The sequence below is a fragment of the Klebsiella sp. GG_Kp173 genome, assembly GCF_040062415.1.
Lineage (GTDB): Bacteria > Pseudomonadota > Gammaproteobacteria > Enterobacterales > Enterobacteriaceae > Klebsiella > Klebsiella quasipneumoniae.
In genome coordinates this window covers 1-19202 of sequence record NZ_JBEAFZ010000033.1, presented here as the reverse complement: position 1 = coordinate 19202, position 19202 = coordinate 1, and the positions used below count along the sequence as shown (strand labels likewise).

Annotated in this window: 15 protein-coding genes; 9 read left to right on the top strand and 6 right to left on the bottom strand. The window is 51.8% G+C overall.

Annotation, left to right across the window (positions count from 1 at the left end; genetic code table 11):
- Positions 1–1012: 1012 nt before the first annotated feature.
- On the bottom strand, positions 1013–1915 hold the full coding sequence (locus tag ABLU50_RS15045; protein WP_004181695.1) for a LysR family transcriptional regulator: 903 nt from the start codon (positions 1913–1915) through the stop codon (positions 1013–1015).
- Between the two features lie 292 nt (positions 1916–2207).
- Between ABLU50_RS15045 and ABLU50_RS15040 the strand changes: the two genes are divergently transcribed.
- On the top strand, positions 2208–2927 hold the full coding sequence (locus ABLU50_RS15040; protein WP_004181696.1) for an SDR family oxidoreductase: 720 nt from the start codon (positions 2208–2210) through the stop codon (positions 2925–2927).
- A gap of 66 nt (positions 2928–2993) precedes the next feature.
- Here ABLU50_RS15040 and ABLU50_RS15035 read toward each other — a convergent pair whose 3' ends face one another.
- The 3 genes from ABLU50_RS15035 to ABLU50_RS15025 all read right to left on the bottom strand — a co-directional run bounded on the left by ABLU50_RS15035 (position 2994) and on the right by ABLU50_RS15025 (position 7218).
- Positions 2994–4316: an aminotransferase class III-fold pyridoxal phosphate-dependent enzyme gene (locus ABLU50_RS15035; protein ID WP_004181697.1), complete on the bottom strand. Its 1323-nt coding sequence runs from the start codon at positions 4314–4316 to the stop codon at positions 2994–2996.
- A complete protein-coding gene (locus ABLU50_RS15030; protein ID WP_004181698.1) occupies positions 4313–5779 on the bottom strand; it encodes an APC family permease in 1467 nt (488 codons plus the stop codon). Before ABLU50_RS15030 ends, ABLU50_RS15035 begins: the two co-directional genes overlap by 4 nt.
- Positions 5780–5847: 68 nt before the next feature.
- Positions 5848–7218 (bottom strand): glutamine synthetase family protein, encoded by a 1371-nt coding sequence (locus ABLU50_RS15025; RefSeq protein WP_004181699.1) that lies wholly within the window; start codon positions 7216–7218, stop codon positions 5848–5850.
- 171 nt (positions 7219–7389) lie between these two features.
- Between ABLU50_RS15025 and ABLU50_RS15020 the strand changes: the two genes are divergently transcribed.
- Genes ABLU50_RS15020 through ABLU50_RS15010 form a run of 3 tightly spaced genes read left to right on the top strand, consistent with a single transcriptional unit; the run spans position 7390 to position 9696 of the window.
- On the top strand, positions 7390–8241 hold the full coding sequence (locus ABLU50_RS15020; protein WP_004181700.1) for a MurR/RpiR family transcriptional regulator: 852 nt from the start codon (positions 7390–7392) through the stop codon (positions 8239–8241).
- A 12-nt stretch (positions 8242–8253) separates the two neighbouring features.
- Positions 8254–9045: an N-formylglutamate amidohydrolase gene (locus ABLU50_RS15015; protein WP_040217067.1), complete on the top strand. Its 792-nt coding sequence runs from the start codon at positions 8254–8256 to the stop codon at positions 9043–9045.
- Positions 9046–9048: 3 nt separating this feature from the next.
- Entirely contained in the window at positions 9049–9696 is a 648-nt protein-coding gene (locus tag ABLU50_RS15010; protein WP_004181702.1) for an isochorismatase family cysteine hydrolase, read from the top strand.
- 529 nt (positions 9697–10225) lie between these two features.
- Here ABLU50_RS15010 and ABLU50_RS15005 read toward each other — a convergent pair.
- Together ABLU50_RS15005 and ABLU50_RS15000 are read right to left on the bottom strand one after the other, a co-directional pair.
- Positions 10226–11248 carry an IS110 family transposase gene (locus ABLU50_RS15005; protein WP_102781552.1) on the bottom strand — a complete coding sequence of 341 codons (1023 nt, stop codon included), beginning with the start codon at positions 11246–11248 and terminating at the stop codon, positions 10226–10228.
- Between the two features lie 478 nt (positions 11249–11726).
- Positions 11727–12377, bottom strand: a complete 651-nt coding sequence (locus tag ABLU50_RS15000; protein ID WP_004181705.1) for a GntR family transcriptional regulator — start codon at positions 12375–12377, stop codon at positions 11727–11729.
- A gap of 339 nt (positions 12378–12716) precedes the next feature.
- Here ABLU50_RS15000 and ABLU50_RS14995 point away from each other — a divergent pair, with 339 nt between their 5' ends.
- From ABLU50_RS14995 to ABLU50_RS14975, 5 genes are read left to right on the top strand one after another with little or no spacing between them, the layout of a single operon-like run.
- Positions 12717–13961: an NRAMP family divalent metal transporter gene (locus ABLU50_RS14995; protein WP_004181707.1), complete on the top strand. Its 1245-nt coding sequence runs from the start codon at positions 12717–12719 to the stop codon at positions 13959–13961.
- 8 nt (positions 13962–13969) lie between these two features.
- Entirely contained in the window at positions 13970–14749 is a 780-nt protein-coding gene (locus ABLU50_RS14990) for a 5-oxoprolinase subunit PxpA (RefSeq protein WP_040120125.1), read from the top strand.
- Positions 14739–15545: a putative hydro-lyase gene (locus tag ABLU50_RS14985; protein WP_004187003.1), complete on the top strand. Its 807-nt coding sequence runs from the start codon at positions 14739–14741 to the stop codon at positions 15543–15545. The genes ABLU50_RS14990 and ABLU50_RS14985 overlap by 11 nt, the downstream gene beginning before the upstream one ends.
- A gap of 12 nt (positions 15546–15557) precedes the next feature.
- Complete coding sequence (locus tag ABLU50_RS14980; RefSeq protein WP_004181711.1) at positions 15558–17141, top strand: urea amidolyase family protein; 1584 nt, start codon at positions 15558–15560, stop codon at positions 17139–17141.
- A complete protein-coding gene (locus tag ABLU50_RS14975) occupies positions 17141–18886 on the top strand; it encodes a biotin carboxylase N-terminal domain-containing protein (protein WP_004187005.1) in 1746 nt (581 codons plus the stop codon). Before ABLU50_RS14980 ends, ABLU50_RS14975 begins: the two co-directional genes overlap by 1 nt.
- Positions 18887–19202 lie beyond the last annotated feature (316 nt).

Below are 19202 nucleotides of genomic sequence, written 5' to 3'. Positions count from 1 at the left end.
CGTCCGGGATTATATCCTTAACGCCTTTCCGCTCAACTGATGTGTCGGGATGCCCCACTGGCGACAGGAATGCGCAGATTCAGTATTCTCCCGGGAGCGCAGTACCACGTTTCTGCAGCTAAAAAAAAACCGCACAAGGAGGCGGGCTGAAATTGGCTTTCCAGGGTAGTAACAGAATGGAGTACTTCTGAAAACCGAGCGACCGATTTATCAGACAGCATTTAACTCCAGTCCATTACCGGCATTAAACATAGCAGGGTTAATAAGGGGATTAAATCTGCTACGAATTTGCTTAGTAACGAGTGTGATGCCGGGTGCCTCCCGGTGAACCAGTCCCAGTCGACATGGCTCGCGCTGCATTTACAGATCACTGTAACAGACTGGCCGCCCCTCCGCTCAGGGGGATTCACCACGTCGATAATTTACGATGCAATCATTAGCAGAGTCAATGTATAACTCGTTGTCGAAACTGGTCGATGAGGCCTTATACACAGGGCTAACTTTCGACATGACAAGGATACAGAGGAAAAAAGCCCGCTCGGATGGGCGGGCAGAAAGTAGGCGATACAGATTGAGCAACGGCACGCCACTCCCCGGATAGTCCGAGCTACCGATTTACCTGGAAAGCGATCGCATTTTTTACCATTACTACTTTTTAACAGTAGTAGGAAAAGCTGGAACAGGAAAGTGATTACCTATTAAGTGGAATGTGTGGTGCCGGGTGCCTCCCGGTGAACTGCAGTGTAACCAGATACGGTCCGCATGTTGTCAGCCGATAATGATTGAACATTATTTGGTTACATTGCCCCTCCGCTCAGGGGGATTCACCACAAAGAAAAACTAACATTATGATATCCAGTCTTCAAGACTATCGTCAGTGAATCAGAACGCTGCTTGGCGTTTTGGCCAGTAAGATGAAACTGATTGAGATAAGCATGACTGAACGAATAAACCCTACTGGTTCATGCATATTGTCTGACGCCCCTTGAATGAGCTCATTACTCTAAACATCTCAGGAAGGTGATTTTGCGTAAATATCTGGCTCCCGGATGTTTTTTATCAAAAATTCAATGAAAACCTTTACCCTGGGGGCCACATGTTGCCTGTGAGGATAAATGGCATGCAAGGGGGCAGCTTGTGACTGATATTGCTTGAGGATCTGGCATAGCCTTCCGCTTTCAATATCATCCGCCACGTCCCAGATTGATTTTAATGCAATACCGTAACCATCTAGAGCCAGTTGTCGAATAACCTCCCCGTCATTTGAAGTGAAGGGGGAGTTAATCCGCACTGAGAGGTCTCCCAGTGACCAGTCAACGGATGACTCTGTGCCAGAATGGAGACATCGATGCCTGATAAGGTCTTGAGGTGTTTCGGGAACGCCATGAATTTGCACATAGTCTGGTGAAGCGCAAAGGATACGATAATTGTTGGCCAGCGGTCTGGAAATATAAGATGAATCCTCAGTCGCTCCGTAGCGGATAGCAACATCCATACCCGAGGCCACAAGATCAAGCACCGTATCGGTAAGTTTTAAATGAACTGATAACCTTGGATACATTGCCCCAAACTGCGCCAGCAACGGGGCTATTCTTCGACGCCCCAGCGACACAGGTGCGGTTACACGTAAAACACCGGCCACTTCCCTGCTATTTTGTCTGAGCATATCTTCCAGTGTTTCAAGATCCCCCAGGATACGAACAGCCTGTTCATAAAGTATTACACCTTCCTCCGTCAGTGATTGCCGTCTCGTTGTCCGCTGTAACAACCTGACTCCAAAGAGATGTTCAAGCTGCCGCATTTTTCGGCTTGCCGCTGGTATCGAAATATTGTGAGTGCGTGCTGCTCCGGAAATCGAACCTTCATCAATCACATCAATAAAAAATCGTAGCAGAGCGAAATTTCCGAAGTTCATTTGTGGTTACCATTTTTGTTAATAATCTATTGCATTGTAGGTCAATTGTTATTCATAGAGGTAACTATTAAATTGAGAAGACCAGCCGGAACCGGTGTTCTTCATTCAGGAACCGTCTCAGCGTGGGTCATCGATTTAAAAAAAGTGAGTACATCGGGGTAAACAGTCCGGGCAGATTACGGCTGTACCTCTGAAAGTATACCTGGTCAGACTGACTCAGATTTTAACTGGTTGTTGCCATGTATGAGGGAAGGCAAGGCGACGACGAATTCAATATTAACGAGGTAACCTCATGAAAAATCACTTCACTGATAAAAAAATTCTGGTCATTGGAGGAAGTTCCGGAATTGGAGAGGCAACGGCCCGGGCCTTTGCTGACGCCGGTGGACGAGTGACCATTGCGTCACGTAATATGCTGAAGCTTCAGGCTGCAGCTACACGGATTGGATTGGATATCGAAGTGGCAGAACTGAATACTACCAATGATGAATCAGTACAGCGTTTTTTCGAGGGAGCCAGTGGATTCGACCACGTTGTTGTCAGCGCTGCCCAGACGACTTCCGGGCCCGTGCGGGAGATGGCGCTTGAGGATGCGCGGCAGGCTATGAACAGTAAATTCTGGGGTGCCTATAACGTCGCAAGACACGCACGCATAAATAAAGGTGGCTCCCTGACTTTTGTCTCCGGATTTCTCAGCGTTCGTCCTTCCAAGCCAGTGTTACAGGGAGCCATTAATGCAGCAATTGAATCACTGAGCCGCGGTCTTGCCTTAGAACTTGCCTCATCTAACGTCAGGGTTAATACCGTATCACCCGGGCTGATTGCCACTCCCCTGTGGGACACTCTGGAGAGTTCAGCACGTCAGTCTATGTATGAAAAAGCCGCCTCAACACTTCCAGCCAGAACAATGGGGCTGCCTGAACACGTGGCAGATGCCATCCTCTATGTTGCAGGAAACCCTTATGCCACAGGTTCCACTGTTCTCATCGATGGTGGTGGGGCGATTGCATAAGGCCACACATCACTTAAAGCAGGCCTCGCCAGACTGGCTGGCGAGGTAATTTATAGTGAGGAAGACTCACCAGCCAGCATAAGGCTGTATTTCTTCACGTGTGACCTTCGGGGCGTTCCGTATTGCGAGCGATAGTTTTTCTACCGCGCAGGTTATCTCATCCCGGGTAATAATTAACGGTGGCGTTATTTCCAGCACATTCCCCCCGACGTAGTACACCACCAGGCCCTCTTTCCATGCCTGATATACGACTTTTTGCGCGAGCGCCCGGTCCGGATTTTTGCTGCCGTCAGGAACGACTAACTCGATGCCAATAGCCAGACCATGCCCACGAACATCGCCGATCTCGGGTAAGTCCTTCGCCAGCTCACGCAGAAGTTGAATGAAGTAAAGCCCAGCCTGAGCCGCTCGTTCAGGCAGTTCTTCGTGCTGCAGCACACGCAACACAGAACGGCCTACGGCTGTACAAATAGGATTTCCTGCGGTGGTAAGCAATGCATGCGCTGCGGGACCACCAAGGATCTCTTTGGGGCCCACAGTGGCAGAAAGCGGCAAACCTCCACCTAACACTTTGCCAAAAGTGACGATTTCCGGAACGATGTTCTCATGCTGGAAGGCGTGCATCAGCCCGGGGCGCCCCAGACCCATTTTGACTTCATCGCATATCAGCGGCACACCCGCCTTTACGCATAATCGATGTAACCCACCTAAAAAACCTTTTGGTGGCACGACCATTCCACCATCCGACAGGATGGGTTCAACAATCACACAAGCCACATCACCTTGATCGAGCTGTTCTTTAACTTCGTGAAGGCTTGCGCTGACTGCCGCAGCGCCTTCATCATTGGTTCTGAATGGATTTGGATAAGTTGCCAGGTAGAGGTCTGGATCAGCTGCGTTACCTGCCGATATATGTACTCCGGATACTTTCATCGCCAGCCCGATACCTCCATGATACCCATGCGCAAAAGCCACCACCTTACGTTTTCCGCTGGCGAGCCGGCAGGCGCGAAGCGCCACGTCATTGGCATCGCTACCGGCATGTCCGAGATAGACGCAGCGATCCCCGTTGCCCGGGGTAATGGCCAGCAGCTCCTCTGCAAGTCCGACCGAATCCGGGTGTACCGCTGAAAGGCCACCGGCCCCGGCTGGATTCTGTGCAGCCCTGGTGATGGCCGCGGCGATTTCCGGGTGACCATGACCCAGTCCTGCCGCGGTCCAGGTGGCTGACAGATCGAGCAATTTCCGGCCACCTGCTTCAGTTAACCAGCATCCCTTGCCAGCGGTAACGGCTAACGGGAAGAAGCGTAACTTCTCAATTCCAGCTACGGACCGGGTGTCACGCTGATACAAACTGGCTGCTTCGTCAGGAAAGATCTGCTTGCTCATATCCACTCCTTTTGTACTGTCCTGGTTGCCACTTTATCACCTGGGGTTGCAAACTCTGACGCCAGGGACAATCCGATATTTCGTACGAGCTTGGGTGCCGAAATGATGGTGATCAGGCCGGCGATGCACCAGTAAAACGCCACCAGTGCCGGACTAAAGAGCTCTTCCTGGCCTGCCACATTGAAATATAACGACATCACCATAATGACGATGCCCAGCGCTGGCATGATCAGCTCCCATTTAGGGATGTTCTGACCCATGCGGGCGATAAAATTAATCACTCCAATCTCGATCATCAGATAGGCAACCATCAGGCAAACGGAGCCGATGATCGCAAAATAAAAGTATGCATCTATCGCGCTGTTACCCGTTCCCATTGCCGGTTTACCACTCAGCCAGGCCACAACATCAACCAGCAGACTGAGAATAAGTATCAGAGTTAGGGCGTTACGAGGTTGATGATTTTTATCTGACATTTTCGCAAAACACGCTGGACCAAACCCATCGCGAGCGAGCGCAAATAACAGACGGCTGGAGGTGGCGGCGGCAGATAAATTTGCCGCGAAAGCAGACATCATGGCGGTAAACAACATCGCTAAGGTAAATGCGGTGCCAACGTATGTTTGTGATAATGTACCCAGGGAGTTCGCTGAATTTTTGAAGGCATTCAGGCCCGACTCACTAAGGCCAAAACCAAGGGTTTGCACATACATCATCCCCACAAACAGCACACCGGTTAGCAGAATGGAACCCAGCAGTGCCAGCGGAATATTGCGCTTGGGGTTTTCTGTCTCTTCCCCGAGGGTGGCACAGGCTTCAAAGCCAGCCCAGGAGAGGAAAGCGGCGACGACGCCAGCCATTACCGCCTGAAAACTGACGCCATTCAAACTGAACAATGAAGCATGTTCTGCCCCTGTCGCCGGTTGATGTACGACAATCACTGCAGCCAGTACCAGCATCAATACAATGCCGAGCCCCTCAATCACCATCAGTACGCGAGCGACCGTCTTTCCATCACGAGAATTCAGGATCCAGCTAAATATCACTCCAACTGTCGCAGTGATAATCCATGGGATCTGAAAACCAGAGGAGGGGAATAATGCGGCCAGAAAAGCATTGGTAAATGCACCCAGTGCCGCAAGTGTGCCAATCGAAAAGAAAAGATACGTTCCCATAATGGCAAAACCGGAAAAGAACCCGGCGCGAGGACCGACAGTTTTTCCGACCAAACCGTAGGCACTACCAGCGTGATTATAAAATCGGGTCAAACGGATAAAACCATAGGCAATTAATGCTACCCCGATCAGACCTAATACAAACACAATCGGCAATGCCTTGCCAACTGAGTCGATCAACCCCTGCGCATTACCTGACATAGCCAGTGTTGGTCCAACCATTCCCAAAGAGAGCGCCAGAGCCTCCCAGAGTTTTAAACTTCGCTTTTTATTTGATGCATGACTCATCTTCATCACCCTCATAAGCGCAATTAATTAGCGAGATGTGTTATGGGTTGCCCCGAAGTTGTTCAGACTTAAACCGACCATGCGAAGCGGAATGTCTCCGTGATGGTTTCCAGCGGTAGATGTCCCCAGGTATCCTGTTCATGCTGGCGTACGGCGATCAGCGCGCCCAGTAGCTCCGGAGGTAACATTGACTGCGCCAGTGAGCTTTGTGCGAGACGGGTTAAGGCCTCGCTGTGGTTTGTTATAAGTCGCTGGATATTCTGCTCATTGCGTTCAGCTTCTGAGAGATCGGCTGGAGCAGATTGTGTAGGCTGCGGTAGGGGAAGTTCGTCTTTCAGACCAGCCAGCGCCATCCCAAGCACTGCCCCACAGGCAATGTAGGGGTTGGCAGCAGGATCTATACACTTAACTTCAAGATGTGCGCCATAAGGGTTGCCCCGATTTGCCGCACAGTAACGTACTGCGGCTTCCCTGTTTTCCAGTCCCCAGCAGGCATACGCGCCCGACCAGTGGCCGGGTTGCAGGCGTTCGGCAGACAATACTGACGGGGCAAGTAATGCCACCAATTCCGGCAGATATCGTACGATCCCCGCTATCAGGCTCCCGCCCTCAGCGGTAATACCGTAGATACCGGTACCGCCGGCCAGCAGAGGTTGCCCCTCACGTGTAAAGGAGTAATGCAGATGAGCACCGTTACCTGCTTCATTCGCAAATGGCCTTGGGGAGAAACTGACACGTAAATGGTGTTTGCGTGCAATGCGGCCCAGTAAAATACGTGTCAGCACCAGGCGATCCACCATCGTCACGGGATCGGCCGGTGCCAGTGAAAGCTCAAACTGACAGGAGCCATATTCAGCATGAAATTGTTCCAGGCCGACATTCGCTTCTTCAAGCGTTCTGACGAGATCATTGATCATCGACTCATGAGCCAGTAGCCCCCCTATACCGTAAGCGTGCCATCCGCTATGCCCCGGTACGTCCTGCTCTGGTAACAAATAGAATTCAAGCTCACCGGCTGCCAGAGTTTCGATACCCTGTTTTTGCAGCGCTGCGACCTGCTGGCGTAGAAAATGACGGCTGCACCAGGCGGCGTGCTGTCCTTCCTGTTCAAAAACATCCACCGGAGCCCAGCAAAAACCATCCTGGAATGTCACCAGTGAACTGATATCGGCGCGCAGGCGATGATCACCAACAGCCGTGAATGCCGGGATCCAGGCAATCGCGTTATCGGCACAGAACAGAGCCCAGGAAGGCGATGCTCCCACCCCTGACTGACAAAGGGTTTTGAGCCGGTTTACCGGGACAGATTTGCCTCGGATTACGCCCGCAGAGTCGACCAGCGAGGTAAAAAGGGTCGTGATCCCCAGAGCTCTGAGGTTCTCACTTATGCTTTGTAAATCAATGACTTCATCATCGGCACCTACAGATTGCTTGCCCATTAAATCGAAAACTCCCGTTAAAGTTGGAATAAAAAACACCGCTTGATTCTTTTTATGTATGTTACATTCGTTGAAAAAAAGCAAGATGTGTAATATATATTAAATCCGTATGATTCAGACGTAACGCTTGTGGTAATGTTATTTGCCTGAAGTGGAATGAAGGAGAGCCAGGTGCTGGCACAACAGATAAAAGACAACATGGCGGAGCTAAGTCCTGCAGAGCGTAAAATTGCCAGGGCCATGCTGGCTGACTATCCCGGTGTTGGTTTAGGTTCGGTGCAAATGCTGGCCGATCGAGCTGGCGTCAGTCTGCCTTCCGTGGTGCGTTTTGCACGTCGAATGGGATATGGTGGTTTCGTTGATTTTCAGCAGGCGCTGAGGGATGAAATATCGGAACAGGCTAAAGGCCCTTTACAGCGCCTGGATAACTGGGTAACGACAGAAAGCGCATCGTCGTTGATAGAGGCCGCCATAACATCCTCGACACTGGCGATACAGTGTTCCTTACGTGACATAGCGGAATATGAGATCGCTGAAGCCACCCGTCTCATCGGTGCTAAAGAACATCATATAATCCTCGGTGGCGGTCGTATCAGCCAGTCTCTGGCAATGTATTTTGGCCGCAACCTGCAACAGGTGAGACGCGGTGTTGAAGTGCTCGCCGAAAACCATCACGATCGTATTCAGCAGATCATCGACGTTAATAAAAATGACGTATTCGTGTTGTTCGATTTTCGTCGTTACCAGCAGGATATGTATCAACTGGCACAGGAGATTGTGGCACGCGGTGCCACACTCATAGCCGTAACGGATACCCAACTTTCCCCTATAGCTTCTCTCGCTAAAGTCGTTCTGGCTATCCATGTCGAAACGCCATGGCTTTTTGATGGGTACGCCGCCGGTATTGTCCTCATTGATGCCATTATCGCCAGCATTATGGAAAGCCAGGGTGATAAAACCGTGCAGCGCCTGCAGCAGTGGGAAGCACTTGGCCCCCTATCTTTAAATGCAAAATCCAAATGAGGTAATAGAGACGTGAGCGCCCCCCTTCTTTTTTCAGATGAACCTGCTCCGGTAATGGTGGAAAACCAATCGGGCATTTCTCCTTTTTTGATCCTTTGTGACCATGGTGGAAAACGTATCCCGCGCCAGCTTGGCGATTTAGGTTTACCGCAGCATGAAATAGACCGACATATCGGCTGGGATTTGGGCGTGCTGACTGTGTCCCGACATATGAGTCGTTTACTCAACGCCCCACTGGTGCATCAGATATATTCCCGACTGGTGATTGACTGTAACCGGCAACCAGGTATCCCCAGTTCCATCCCGGAGGTATCTGAAGCCACTACCATTCCGGGAAATATCGGCTTGACCCAGCAGGAGCGTGACCAGAGGCGTGACGAAATTTTCACTCCTTATCATGATGCTATACGCGCGATACTGACTGAAAGGAAGAAACACGGTATTCCGACCTGTATCCTCGCGATGCACAGCTTTACACCGGTATATCATGGTGAATCGCGGCCATGGGAGATCGGTGTTCTGTACCAGCATCAGGCTGAATATGCTCTGACGGTACTGGAGCGATTAAAACAAACCCGGCGATGGTGTGTTGGAGATAATCTGCCTTACTCCGTTTCAGATGTGACTGACTATGCTGTTCCTCAGCACGCCATTAAAAATGAACTCCCCTATGTTGAAATCGAAATTCGTCAGGATTTGATTACAGAACCAGAAGGACAACGAACCTGGGCTGAAGATCTGGCTCAAATATTTACAGATAGCTGGGACATTCTCACCAGTCAACAATATAAAAAAGAGGCATAACGAATGTTTAAACCGTCCAGCCGTGAGATCCCAATTGAGAAGCAAGCCGCAACGCTGTTATTTATTGATGTACAAAATTACAATGCTCGCCGTGATGGTGGGGAATATGTCGGGATGTCGACAACCGAACTGAATGAGAGGTTCTGCTACTTCTTTGATATAATTGAACGCGAAACAATTTCTAATATGCAAAAAATCCAGACTGCATGTCGTGCAAGTCAGATTGAAGTGATGTATACCGTTATAGAAAGTCTGACCAAAGATGGCCGTGACCGCAGCCTAGACTACAAAATTACCGGCTTTAACGTGCCGCGTGACTCCTGGGACGCGCAGGTTCTGGAAGCTATTGCTCCTGCTGATGATGAAATTGTTCTGTCGAAAACCTCTTCCAGCGTATTTATCTCGACCAACATTGATTATGTACTACGTAACCTTGGTACCCGTTATCTTGTGGTTGCGGGTTTTCTTACCGACCAGTGTATTGAAAGCGCAGTACGTGACGCCTGTGATCTGGGATACCTGGTAACCTTAGTGACTGATGCTTGCGCGACACTGTCGGCTGAACGCCATCAAAACTCTCTCAACGCTATAAAAGGTTATTGCAGGCAAATCACTACACAGGAGTTTCTCAATGAACTCTCCGCTGGATAAGCGGCAGCCTCACGATTATCCGGTACTGTGAAAATTTCTATGGCCGGCGCCGTGTTTACCGTTATTTTTTTGTAAAAGACAGCTGAACGGTTCCGCGCCAAAGAGAATAGTGAAAATAAGCTCAACCAAGATTTAATAAAAATGAATAATCGTAATTCATCCTGAGAAGCCAATATAACATTGGTATTAAGAAAATTATAATTTTGCTTGCCTGGGAAGCAGTAACGTATTTGGGGTCAGTTTGGATATCGAAAATTATTGTACTATAAGGGCTTCCCCGGCATGTCAACGCCGGTGTTTACGGTTTCTGTCTGCACACTACAGTTAAAAATAAAAGGGAGAGACTGCGGTACTATAAACGGCCATAATGAATCGTTATCGATTCGGACCCTGATGAAAGACGCGCGTGAGGCTCTTGTTCGTTAAGCGGATACGTATATCCTGTACAATAATCAGATATACCTCACGGGGTCTAACCCTTTATCATCAACGAGTTGCAGGTCAGATAATTATACTGCTGCTCCGTGCTTTAGCTGGCTGAGTACAACCTGAAATCATCACCGTAATGCAATGATGCCCAGCACAGTCTTGCATTTTTGGCAGCGATGGCAACAACGGCGCGCCAGTATCCTCTACGTTCGACCAGTGAGCAGACCCAACGAATGAATGAATCAGTCCTTTTCTCCGCCCCGCTCAGTACCGAGCGGGCACCCTGAACCAGAAGTGTTCTCAGATACGAATCGCCAACTTTCGTTATCCTGCCAAGCTTCGACTTTCCGCCGCTGCTGTACTGCGATGGCGTCAGCCCCAGCCAGGCTGCCAGCTGGCGGCCATTCTTAAAATCATGTGCATTGCCGATACTGGCGACCAGCGCACAGGCTGTTGTGGGGCCAACGCCCTTCAATTCCATCAGCCTCTGACTGCGATGATCTGTTTTGGCCATGCGGAACAAAATCCGATCATATTCAGCTATGTTGGCTTCGATGCGAGCAACGTGCTCCAGCAAATCATCAACACATTGCTGAACCTGAAGTGGTAAAGAATCTTTCTGTGCAGAAACCATGTGTCGCAGGGCATCTGTACTTTGTGGCGCGATGACGCCAAATTCAGATATCAATCCTCGTAGGCGATTATACGTTGCTGTTTTCTCTTCAATAAATCCCTGACGGGTGCGATGCAGGCACTGCATCGCCTGCTGGCTTTCATCCTTAACTGGCACAAACCGCATATGCGGTCGGCAGACTGCTTCGCAGATAGCCTGAGCATCAGCTGCATCATTTTTTCCTGATTTACCGGCCATGCGGTAAGGAGATACAAATTTAGCGGCCATCAGACGCGGCTCATGACCATACTGCCGGAACAGTCTTGCCCAGTAATGCGCTCCGGAACAGGCCTCCATTCCGATAACACAGGGCGGTAAACCAGCAATCAGCCCGGGAAGAGCGGTGCGGGTTACTCTGGATTTAATCAGAACAGCTTTGCCATTCTGGTCAACGCCGTGAACAGCAAACACATTTTTTACAAGATCGATACCGACTGTCGTGATGGTCATAACGAATCCCTCCGGGGCTGTGTTTACCCCATGATTGCACAAGACTTAATCAGGCGCATAATCAGGGGAAGTCCCTTCCATTCGTTAAGGTTGTCTTCTCCTGCCAGCAAAGATGAGCTTCTTCATGCCTTCCGGATTTAATGTTAATATTTTTAATAGGATGCAGGAACTCACGACCGAGGAGCTTGACGCGTCACTACGCACCTAACAGGTATATGGCAAAACCAGTGGGTATCCCCTTGCTGGCCGAACGTGCCACGCGGGAGCTGTAGCTTCGCGTCATGCTCCGGGAGTTTGAGTCACTGACCAAAGAGCAGATCCTGCAGCGCCTACAGACGCAGCTCACCACTGGCACCCCATGCAATGAAAGGAATTAGCCATTATGTCAGTGACGGCCACTATTACGAACGTGATGCGGATGGCCGTTATATAGAAGTACCTCGCCCGGCAGGCCTGTAGCTGCCAGAGCTCAGGTAAATTACCGGCTGCGCGCCAGCGCAGCCAGAATAGTGCGTTCAGAAATATTCAGGTAGGTTTCAAGGGTGGCAGCGGCGTTACCGTTTTCACCCGCTTTCAGCAACAAAATTATCCCCGCGTTTTTCTCCACATAGGGTGAATGCAGCATCTCTTTATCTGCCAGTTGACCAAAGGCCAGGCGTAATTCGGCTGAAATATGCTGGTAAAGCCGCATCAGACGCTCACTGTCTGAAAGTGCGACAATGGCTGCATGGAATTGCATATTCGCGGTGCCAACCTCCCCCCAGTTTTCCTCCCGCAAAGCGCGACGCGCCTCGTTAACAGCACGCTCCATCATGGTAATCGCCGGGTGGTATGGGTAAGCATTACGCAATGCATCACATTCAATCAACCGCCGGATGCGGTAAATATCTATGATATCGGCATCTGTGGGTACCGCCACACACACGCCCCGGTTTGGCTGGTAACGCAACAGCCCTTCCTGGGTAAGCAAACGAAAAACTTCACGCAACGTGTTACGGGAAATATCCAACTGGCTGGTTAATTCCCTTTCCGAGAGGCGGGCACCAGGCAGTAACTCTCCAGCAATAATTTTCTGACGTAATGCCTGAGCAATCATTTCACTCAGTACAGGCTCTGCAGGTTCTCTCATCTGCCTCTCACTAACGGGGGACAAGCGGCAATATTCCCATAATCCAGAAGAAGCAGCAACTTATCCTCACCCCTTCCCGGCATTATTGCTGGCATAGCCGCGAAGAACGCACCAGGCCGGTGCATGCAGTGCGTCATTGCTGTGCACAGTTGTTTTTGCGTGTTATCTCACTCTTTTAAAACCATGCATTAACAAATATTTTACATTCGTATTTTTTCCACTACGATCAATATTGTTCATCAATTTATCTATAATTGATGAACAATGAAATAACTTTAACCCAATAATGGAATGGTTTTTGCTTAACAACATGACATCCCCCCGACTGGAGTGCATGCAATGGCAGTTGATAACATCAATCAGCATAAAAGCTTTGTTCAAAACCGGCGTTCATCTCTTCTCGCCGCCATTTTTCTGATGGCGACTTCCGCCATTGGCCCGGGTTTTATTACTCAAACCGCCACCTTCACCGCCACCCTGGGTGTCGCATTCGCGTTCGGTATTCTGGCTTCTATCCTGATTGACTTTGTCGTACAGCAAAATATCTGGCGCGTGGTAACCCTGACACAAATGAATGCAGCAGAGGTAGCAAACCGGGCAATCCCGGGCAGTGGCTACCTGTTGGCTGTGTTGGTTATCTTTGGCGGACTGGTGTTCAACATTGGCAACATCGCGGGCGCCGGTTTAGGGCTGAATGCCTTGTTTGGCTTGAGCCCTAAACTGGGTGGGCTTATCAGCGCAGCTATTGCGATTTATATTTTTGCTTCACGCCGTGCTGGTGTAGCGCTTGACCGCATGCTTATTGCGCTGGGGGTTGTCATGATAGTGCTGACACTCTACGTGGCACTGGTTTCACACCCACCATTGGGCATGGCACTGCGTGAAACCGTGTTCCCCAGCAATATTAACTTTGCGGCAATCACCACTATTGTTGGCGGTACTGTCGGGGGTTACATCAGTTATGCGGGTGCTCACCGCCTGCTCGATAAGGGCATCAGCGGCAAAGAACACATCAAAGAAGTTTCTTCGGCGGCCAACCGCGGGATTATTGTGGTCGGCATCATGCGTTATGTGCTGTTTCTGGCTATTTTTGGCGTGGTTGCCAGTGGTGTCACCATTGATCTCTCCAGCCACAATGCAAACCCGGCTTCTCAGGCATTCCTGGCCGCAGCCGGTAATGTGGGCCTGCGTATTTTCGGTATTGTATTGTGGGCCGCAGCACTTTCCAGCGTGGTAGGCGCCGCATGGACATCCGTTTCTTTTATTTCCGTTTTCCGCCCGGGGATTACTGAGCGCCAGCGCAATATCGCCACTCTGATATTTATTGCATTCACTCTGGTTGTGTATCTGTGCCTGGGTACAGCCCCCGCAGCTCTGCTGGTGTTTGCTGGCGGGTTCAATGGCCTGGTGCTTCCCCTGGGGTTAACTTTATTCCTTTGGGTTGGCTGGCGCCGGGCAGACCTGATGGACGGTTACCGTTACCCACGCTGGTTGCTCTGGCTGGGGATGATAACCTGCATCATGACCTGGTATATGGCCATCATGTCGGTTTCCACTATTTTTAATTTCCTGAAAATTGCATAAGGCTGCCTATGAACACCATTGATATTAACAGCGATCTTGGCGAAAGCTTTGGTCAGTGGCATATGGGTGATGACGCACGCATGCTGACTGTGGTGAGTAGCGCAAACATTGCCTGTGGGTTCCATGCCGGTGACCCGGCCGGGATGCGGGCCACACTCAAAGCCGCCGCAGCCAACCAGGTGTGTTGTGGCGCTCATGTGGGTTACCCGGATATACAGGGCTTTGGCCGCCGGGAAATGAATATGGCAGATGACGACCTGACTGCTAGCGTAATTTACCAAATTGGCGCACTGGCGGGCCTCGCCCGTGCGGCGGGCACCAGAGTGAGTTATGTCAAACCCCATGGGGCGTTATACAACACAATTGCACACGACAGGCGCCAGGGCATGGCAGTCATTAATGCGATTAAAGACTATAACGCCAGTTTACCACTAGTGGTGCTTGCCGGTTCTCCTCTTGCACAGCTTGCTCGCGAGCAGGGGTTGCAGGTTGTGGCTGAAGCCTTTGCCGACCGGGCCTACCATCAGGACGGTACGCTAGTTTCACGCCGGGAAGCCGGTGCTGTGTTGCACGATACACAGGCCATTGCCAGCCGTATGGTGCAACTGGTGCGCGAAGGCGGTGTAGTGTCAGTTGAAAGTGTGTTCACGCCCATCTCTGCCCAAAGTATCTGCGTGCATGGTGATTCCCCTGGTGCCGTCGAGATGGCAATCAAAGTGCGGGCTGCACTGGAGCAGGAAGGTATCCAAATTGCGCCTTTTGCCCGGGAGAACAGCAATGAACATTAATTACCCTGCAACACCACAAGCACTGGAAGAGGCGGCACAGGCTCGCCTGCGTATTCGTAAGGGTTACGACAAACCCACCGCCGGGATGGCGCCAGGCATGACCCAAGTGAATATGATAGCCCTGCCACGCGACTGGGCATTTGATTTTCTGCTCTACGCGCAGCGCAACCCACAAAGTTGCCCGGTGCTTGATGTCCTCGAAGCCGGGCAATGCCACACTATGCTGGCAGCTGGAGGCCGTGTGGATACGGACATACCGCGTTACCGGGTATGGCGTGATGGTGAACTGGCTAAAGAAGTGACCGATGCCCGGGAAATCTGGCAAAGCCACCCGGACCTGGTCACTTTTTTGATTGGCTGCAGCTTCACATTCGAAACACCACTGATGCAGGCAGGCATTGATGTCCGCCATATCAGCGAAGATTGCAATGTGCCGATGTACCGAACCAATCGCCCCTGCCGTGAAGCTGGCAGGCTGAAAGGCGAACTGGTGGTCTCCATGCGGCCGGTTCCGGCTCATCAGGTTGCTGATGCCGTCACTATTACTGCCCGTTACCCGGCCGTCCATGGCGCACCGGTACATATTGGTGAACCGCAGGCGCTGGGTATTCAGGACATCAACAAACCAGACTTTGGCGACCCGGTGACACTCCGCCCTGGAGAAATACCAGTGTTCTGGGCCTGTGGCGTTACCCCACAGGCAGCAGTGATGGCATCACGGGTGCCATTTGCTGTAAGCCATGCCCCTGGCCACATGTTTATCACCGATATTCCGAACGCCGCCTGGCAACAATAATAAGGATGTAATGTGCGATTTTTACCTTGCAGCCTGTCCAGTTTTTTAGTGGAGCTGGGCACTCTTGATGACACGCTGGCTTTGTTCGCCGCCTTGCAGGCTGCGCCATTGTCAGGAGTGGAAGAGATCATTCCTGCAGCCCGTACCCTGCTTATCCATTTTGACCCAACTCTCACCCAGTGCCACCAGTTATCTGCTGCCATTCGCCAGCTCGATGGACAGATGCAAGCTCAGCGCACAGGTAAAGTAGTCACCATCCCCGTTCAGTATACTGGTGATGATTTGGCCGAGATGGCGGAATACCTCGGGTTGAGTGTTGAGGCGCTCATTCAGCGCCACACCGGCTCTTTGTGGCAGGTGGCCTTTTGTGGTTTTGCGCCAGGTTTCGCTTACCTTGTTTCTCGTGAAGCCGGTATCCAGGTTCCCCGCCGCGCAAGCCCCCGCACCCGTATTCCGGCGGGTTCTGTTGGGCTTGCCGGAGAATTCAGCGGTATTTACCCCCACGCAAGTCCCGGTGGCTGGCAAATAATTGGCCGCACCACAGAAACACTGTTTGCCCTGGACAGGCAGCCGCCCGCGTTATTGCAACCCGGCATGCAAGTGCAGTTTGTCGATGTCACGCGCGCCCCGGTCTGTGTGCCGGTGGTAAAACCACAGCCCCTCCAACAATCAGCTTCCGGTAGCGCAGTGATGTCAGTGATATCACCAGGTTTACAAACCCTGTTTCAGGATGCCGGGCGCGCAGGGCAGTCAAGCATGGGGATATCCCCTTCGGGTGCACTTGACCAGGCCGCTTGGCGGCGCGCCAACTGGCTGGTTGGCAACCCTGGTCACCTGCCCGCACTGGAAATTACTGCCGGTGGGTTCAGAGCCCGTATTTGTGCCCCAATGGTCGTTGCGCTAACAGGCGCGCCCTGCCCGGTCATGGTCACCCGTGCAGACGGCGCACATTTTACCGCCAGCACAGAAGCGCCACTGGCACTTGAAGCAGGCGACCAGTTACGACTGGGAGCGCCAGCACGCGGCGTGCGCAGTTACCTGGCACGCCGTGGCGGCTGGGCCGTTACACCACAACTGGGCAGTGCCTCACGCGACACGCTGGCACAAGTTGGCCCGGAACCGTTACAGGCTGGGGTTAAATTGTATGCAGGCACCACGCCGCCATACAGTGCGGTACAGCCTGCTGTCATCGGCCTGCCTTCATTACCGGCACCCGGCGAGACCATCACGCTGGATATCATCCCTGGGCCACGCTGCGACTGGTTCAACGACGAAGCGCTGGACCGGCTCACCAGCCAGTGCTGGCAAGTCACGCCACAATCTAACCGCATTGGCCTGCGGTTACAGGGCGAGTTACCGCTTACACGCAGTGACAACCGCGAATTACCCAGTGAAGGAACTTGCATTGGTGCCATCCAGGTTCCGGCGAACGGGCAACCGGTTCTGTTTCTGGCCGACCACCCGTTAACCGGTGGTTACCCGGTGATTGGTGCTGTCGCCCACTACCATCTTGATATTGCGGGCCAACTCCCGCCCAACTGCCAGATTCGCTTTCGGGCCATTCACCCTTTTACTGTTTTTGAGGAGTATAAATAATGAGCGCTGTTGCTACCGTTCCCCCACACAAAGTGCTCGTCGCGAACCGGGGCGAAATTGCGGTTCGCATTATCCGGGCCTGCCATGAATACGGTTTTGCCAGTGTCGCGGTCTATGCTGACCCGGACGTCGACAGCCTGCATTGCCGCCTGGCTGGTGAAGCCTGGGCATTACCCGGGTCCAGCCCGGCAGAGACTTACCTGAATATCGAACAACTGATCGACGTTGCCCGCCGCAGTGAAGCCACAATGGTGCACCCAGGTTACGGCTTTTTGTCTGAGCGGGCTGAATTCGCCCGTGCCGTGGAAGCCGCCGGGCTTATCTGGATTGGCCCACGCCCGGAAACCATCGAGCAATTGGGTGATAAAGTCCAGGCGCGGAAAATTGCCATGGCAGTTGGTGCACCGCTGGTTAAAGGTACGCCAGACCCGGTTTCTTGCGCGGAGGACGTTATCCGCTTTGCCGATGAACACGGCCTGCCCGTTGCTATCAAGGCTGCCTTTGGTGGTGGTGGGCGCGGGTTGAAAGTAGCGTGGTTTCGGGAGGAAATCGCCACACTTTACCAGTCAGCCGTCAGTGAAGCGCTGACAGCCTTCGGGCGCGGGGAGTGTTATGTTGAACAGTATCTCGACCGCCCGCGCCATATTGAAGCGCAGGTTATCGCCGACGAGCAGGGCCACGTAGTCGTGGTGGGTACCCGCGACTGCTCTCTGCAACGCCGCAACCAAAAACTGGTAGAAGAAGCCCCGGCGCCTTTTCTCAGTGCTGAAATCGAAGCACAAATTGCCAGTGCCGCGCAGTCCATTTGCCAGCGTGCCGGTTACCGCAGCGCAGGCACGGTAGAGTTTTTGCTGGGTGCCAATGGTGTGTTGTCGTTTCTTGAAGTCAATACCCGTTTGCAGGTTGAACACCCAATAACTGAAGAAACCAGCGGTCTGGATCTGGTCAAAGAACAGCTACGCGTTGCCCATGGGTTACCACTGAGTATTACCACACCACCAGTGCCGCGTGGCCACGCCATTGAACTGCGGATTAATGCAGAAGACCCGGCGAAAGGTTTTCTCCCGGTGCCGGGTACGATTACACGCTTTGATCTGCCAGGAGGACCAGGGGTACGCGTGGACAGTGGTGTCACCCATGGAGACACTATTTCTGGCTTCTATGATTCACTGATGGCGAAACTGGTCATTTGGGCACCAGACCGCGACCAGGCGCTGGCGCGTGCGCGCCAGGCAGTCAAAGCCTTTCGCATCGAAGGAGTGGCATCAGTGCTGCCTTTCCATGAAGCGGTACTCCATTCCCCGGATTTTACTAAAAGCTTTAGTGTTCATACGCGCTGGATTGAGACTGATTTTTCTGCTGAGCTTGCTGAACAGGTACGCCCTTTACCCCCAGGTAACTCCCCGCTACAACGTTGCTGGATTGAAATTGATGGGCGGCGCCATCAACTGGCTCTCCCGGCCAGTTTCCAGGCTGCCTCCGGTAGTGCTGTTCCGGCAAGTCTGGCTGAAACACCCCAGGCATTACAGGTTGCCGGTGCAGTAACTGCGCCCATCTCCGGCATTGTGCAGCGCTGGCTTAAAACTTCCGGCGAAACCGTCAGTGAAGGCGAGACTCTAGCAGTAATGGAAGCAATGAAGATGGAAGTACCGGTACTTGCTGCCCGCAACGGAGTGCTGTCAATCCAGATTGCTGCAGGAGAAAGCTGCCAGCAGGATGGTGTGTTGGGTAAGGTTACGCCCTGACCCAGGCGTTAACAGTTTATGGTTACAGCCACGCATTTGCGCCCTTCACGGCAAAAGTGCGTGGTAGCACGCATTACTGGTACGTTGCCTGTCGTTGTAATAGAGGTGTACGTCTATGAAAAAATTCTGCAGGCAATATCAGATATCAGTAGCGTCATGTTCGAAAAAGATTTTTAAAGTCACTTTTCCTGATTGTATTTCTTTAAAAATTTAATGAAGGTAAAGTTATTTAGCAAATTGCTGTGCCACCAGAATAATTTAGGTAATGCTGTCAACCTGTTGATGACTATTTTAATCTGTAGTCATTCAATCCTTG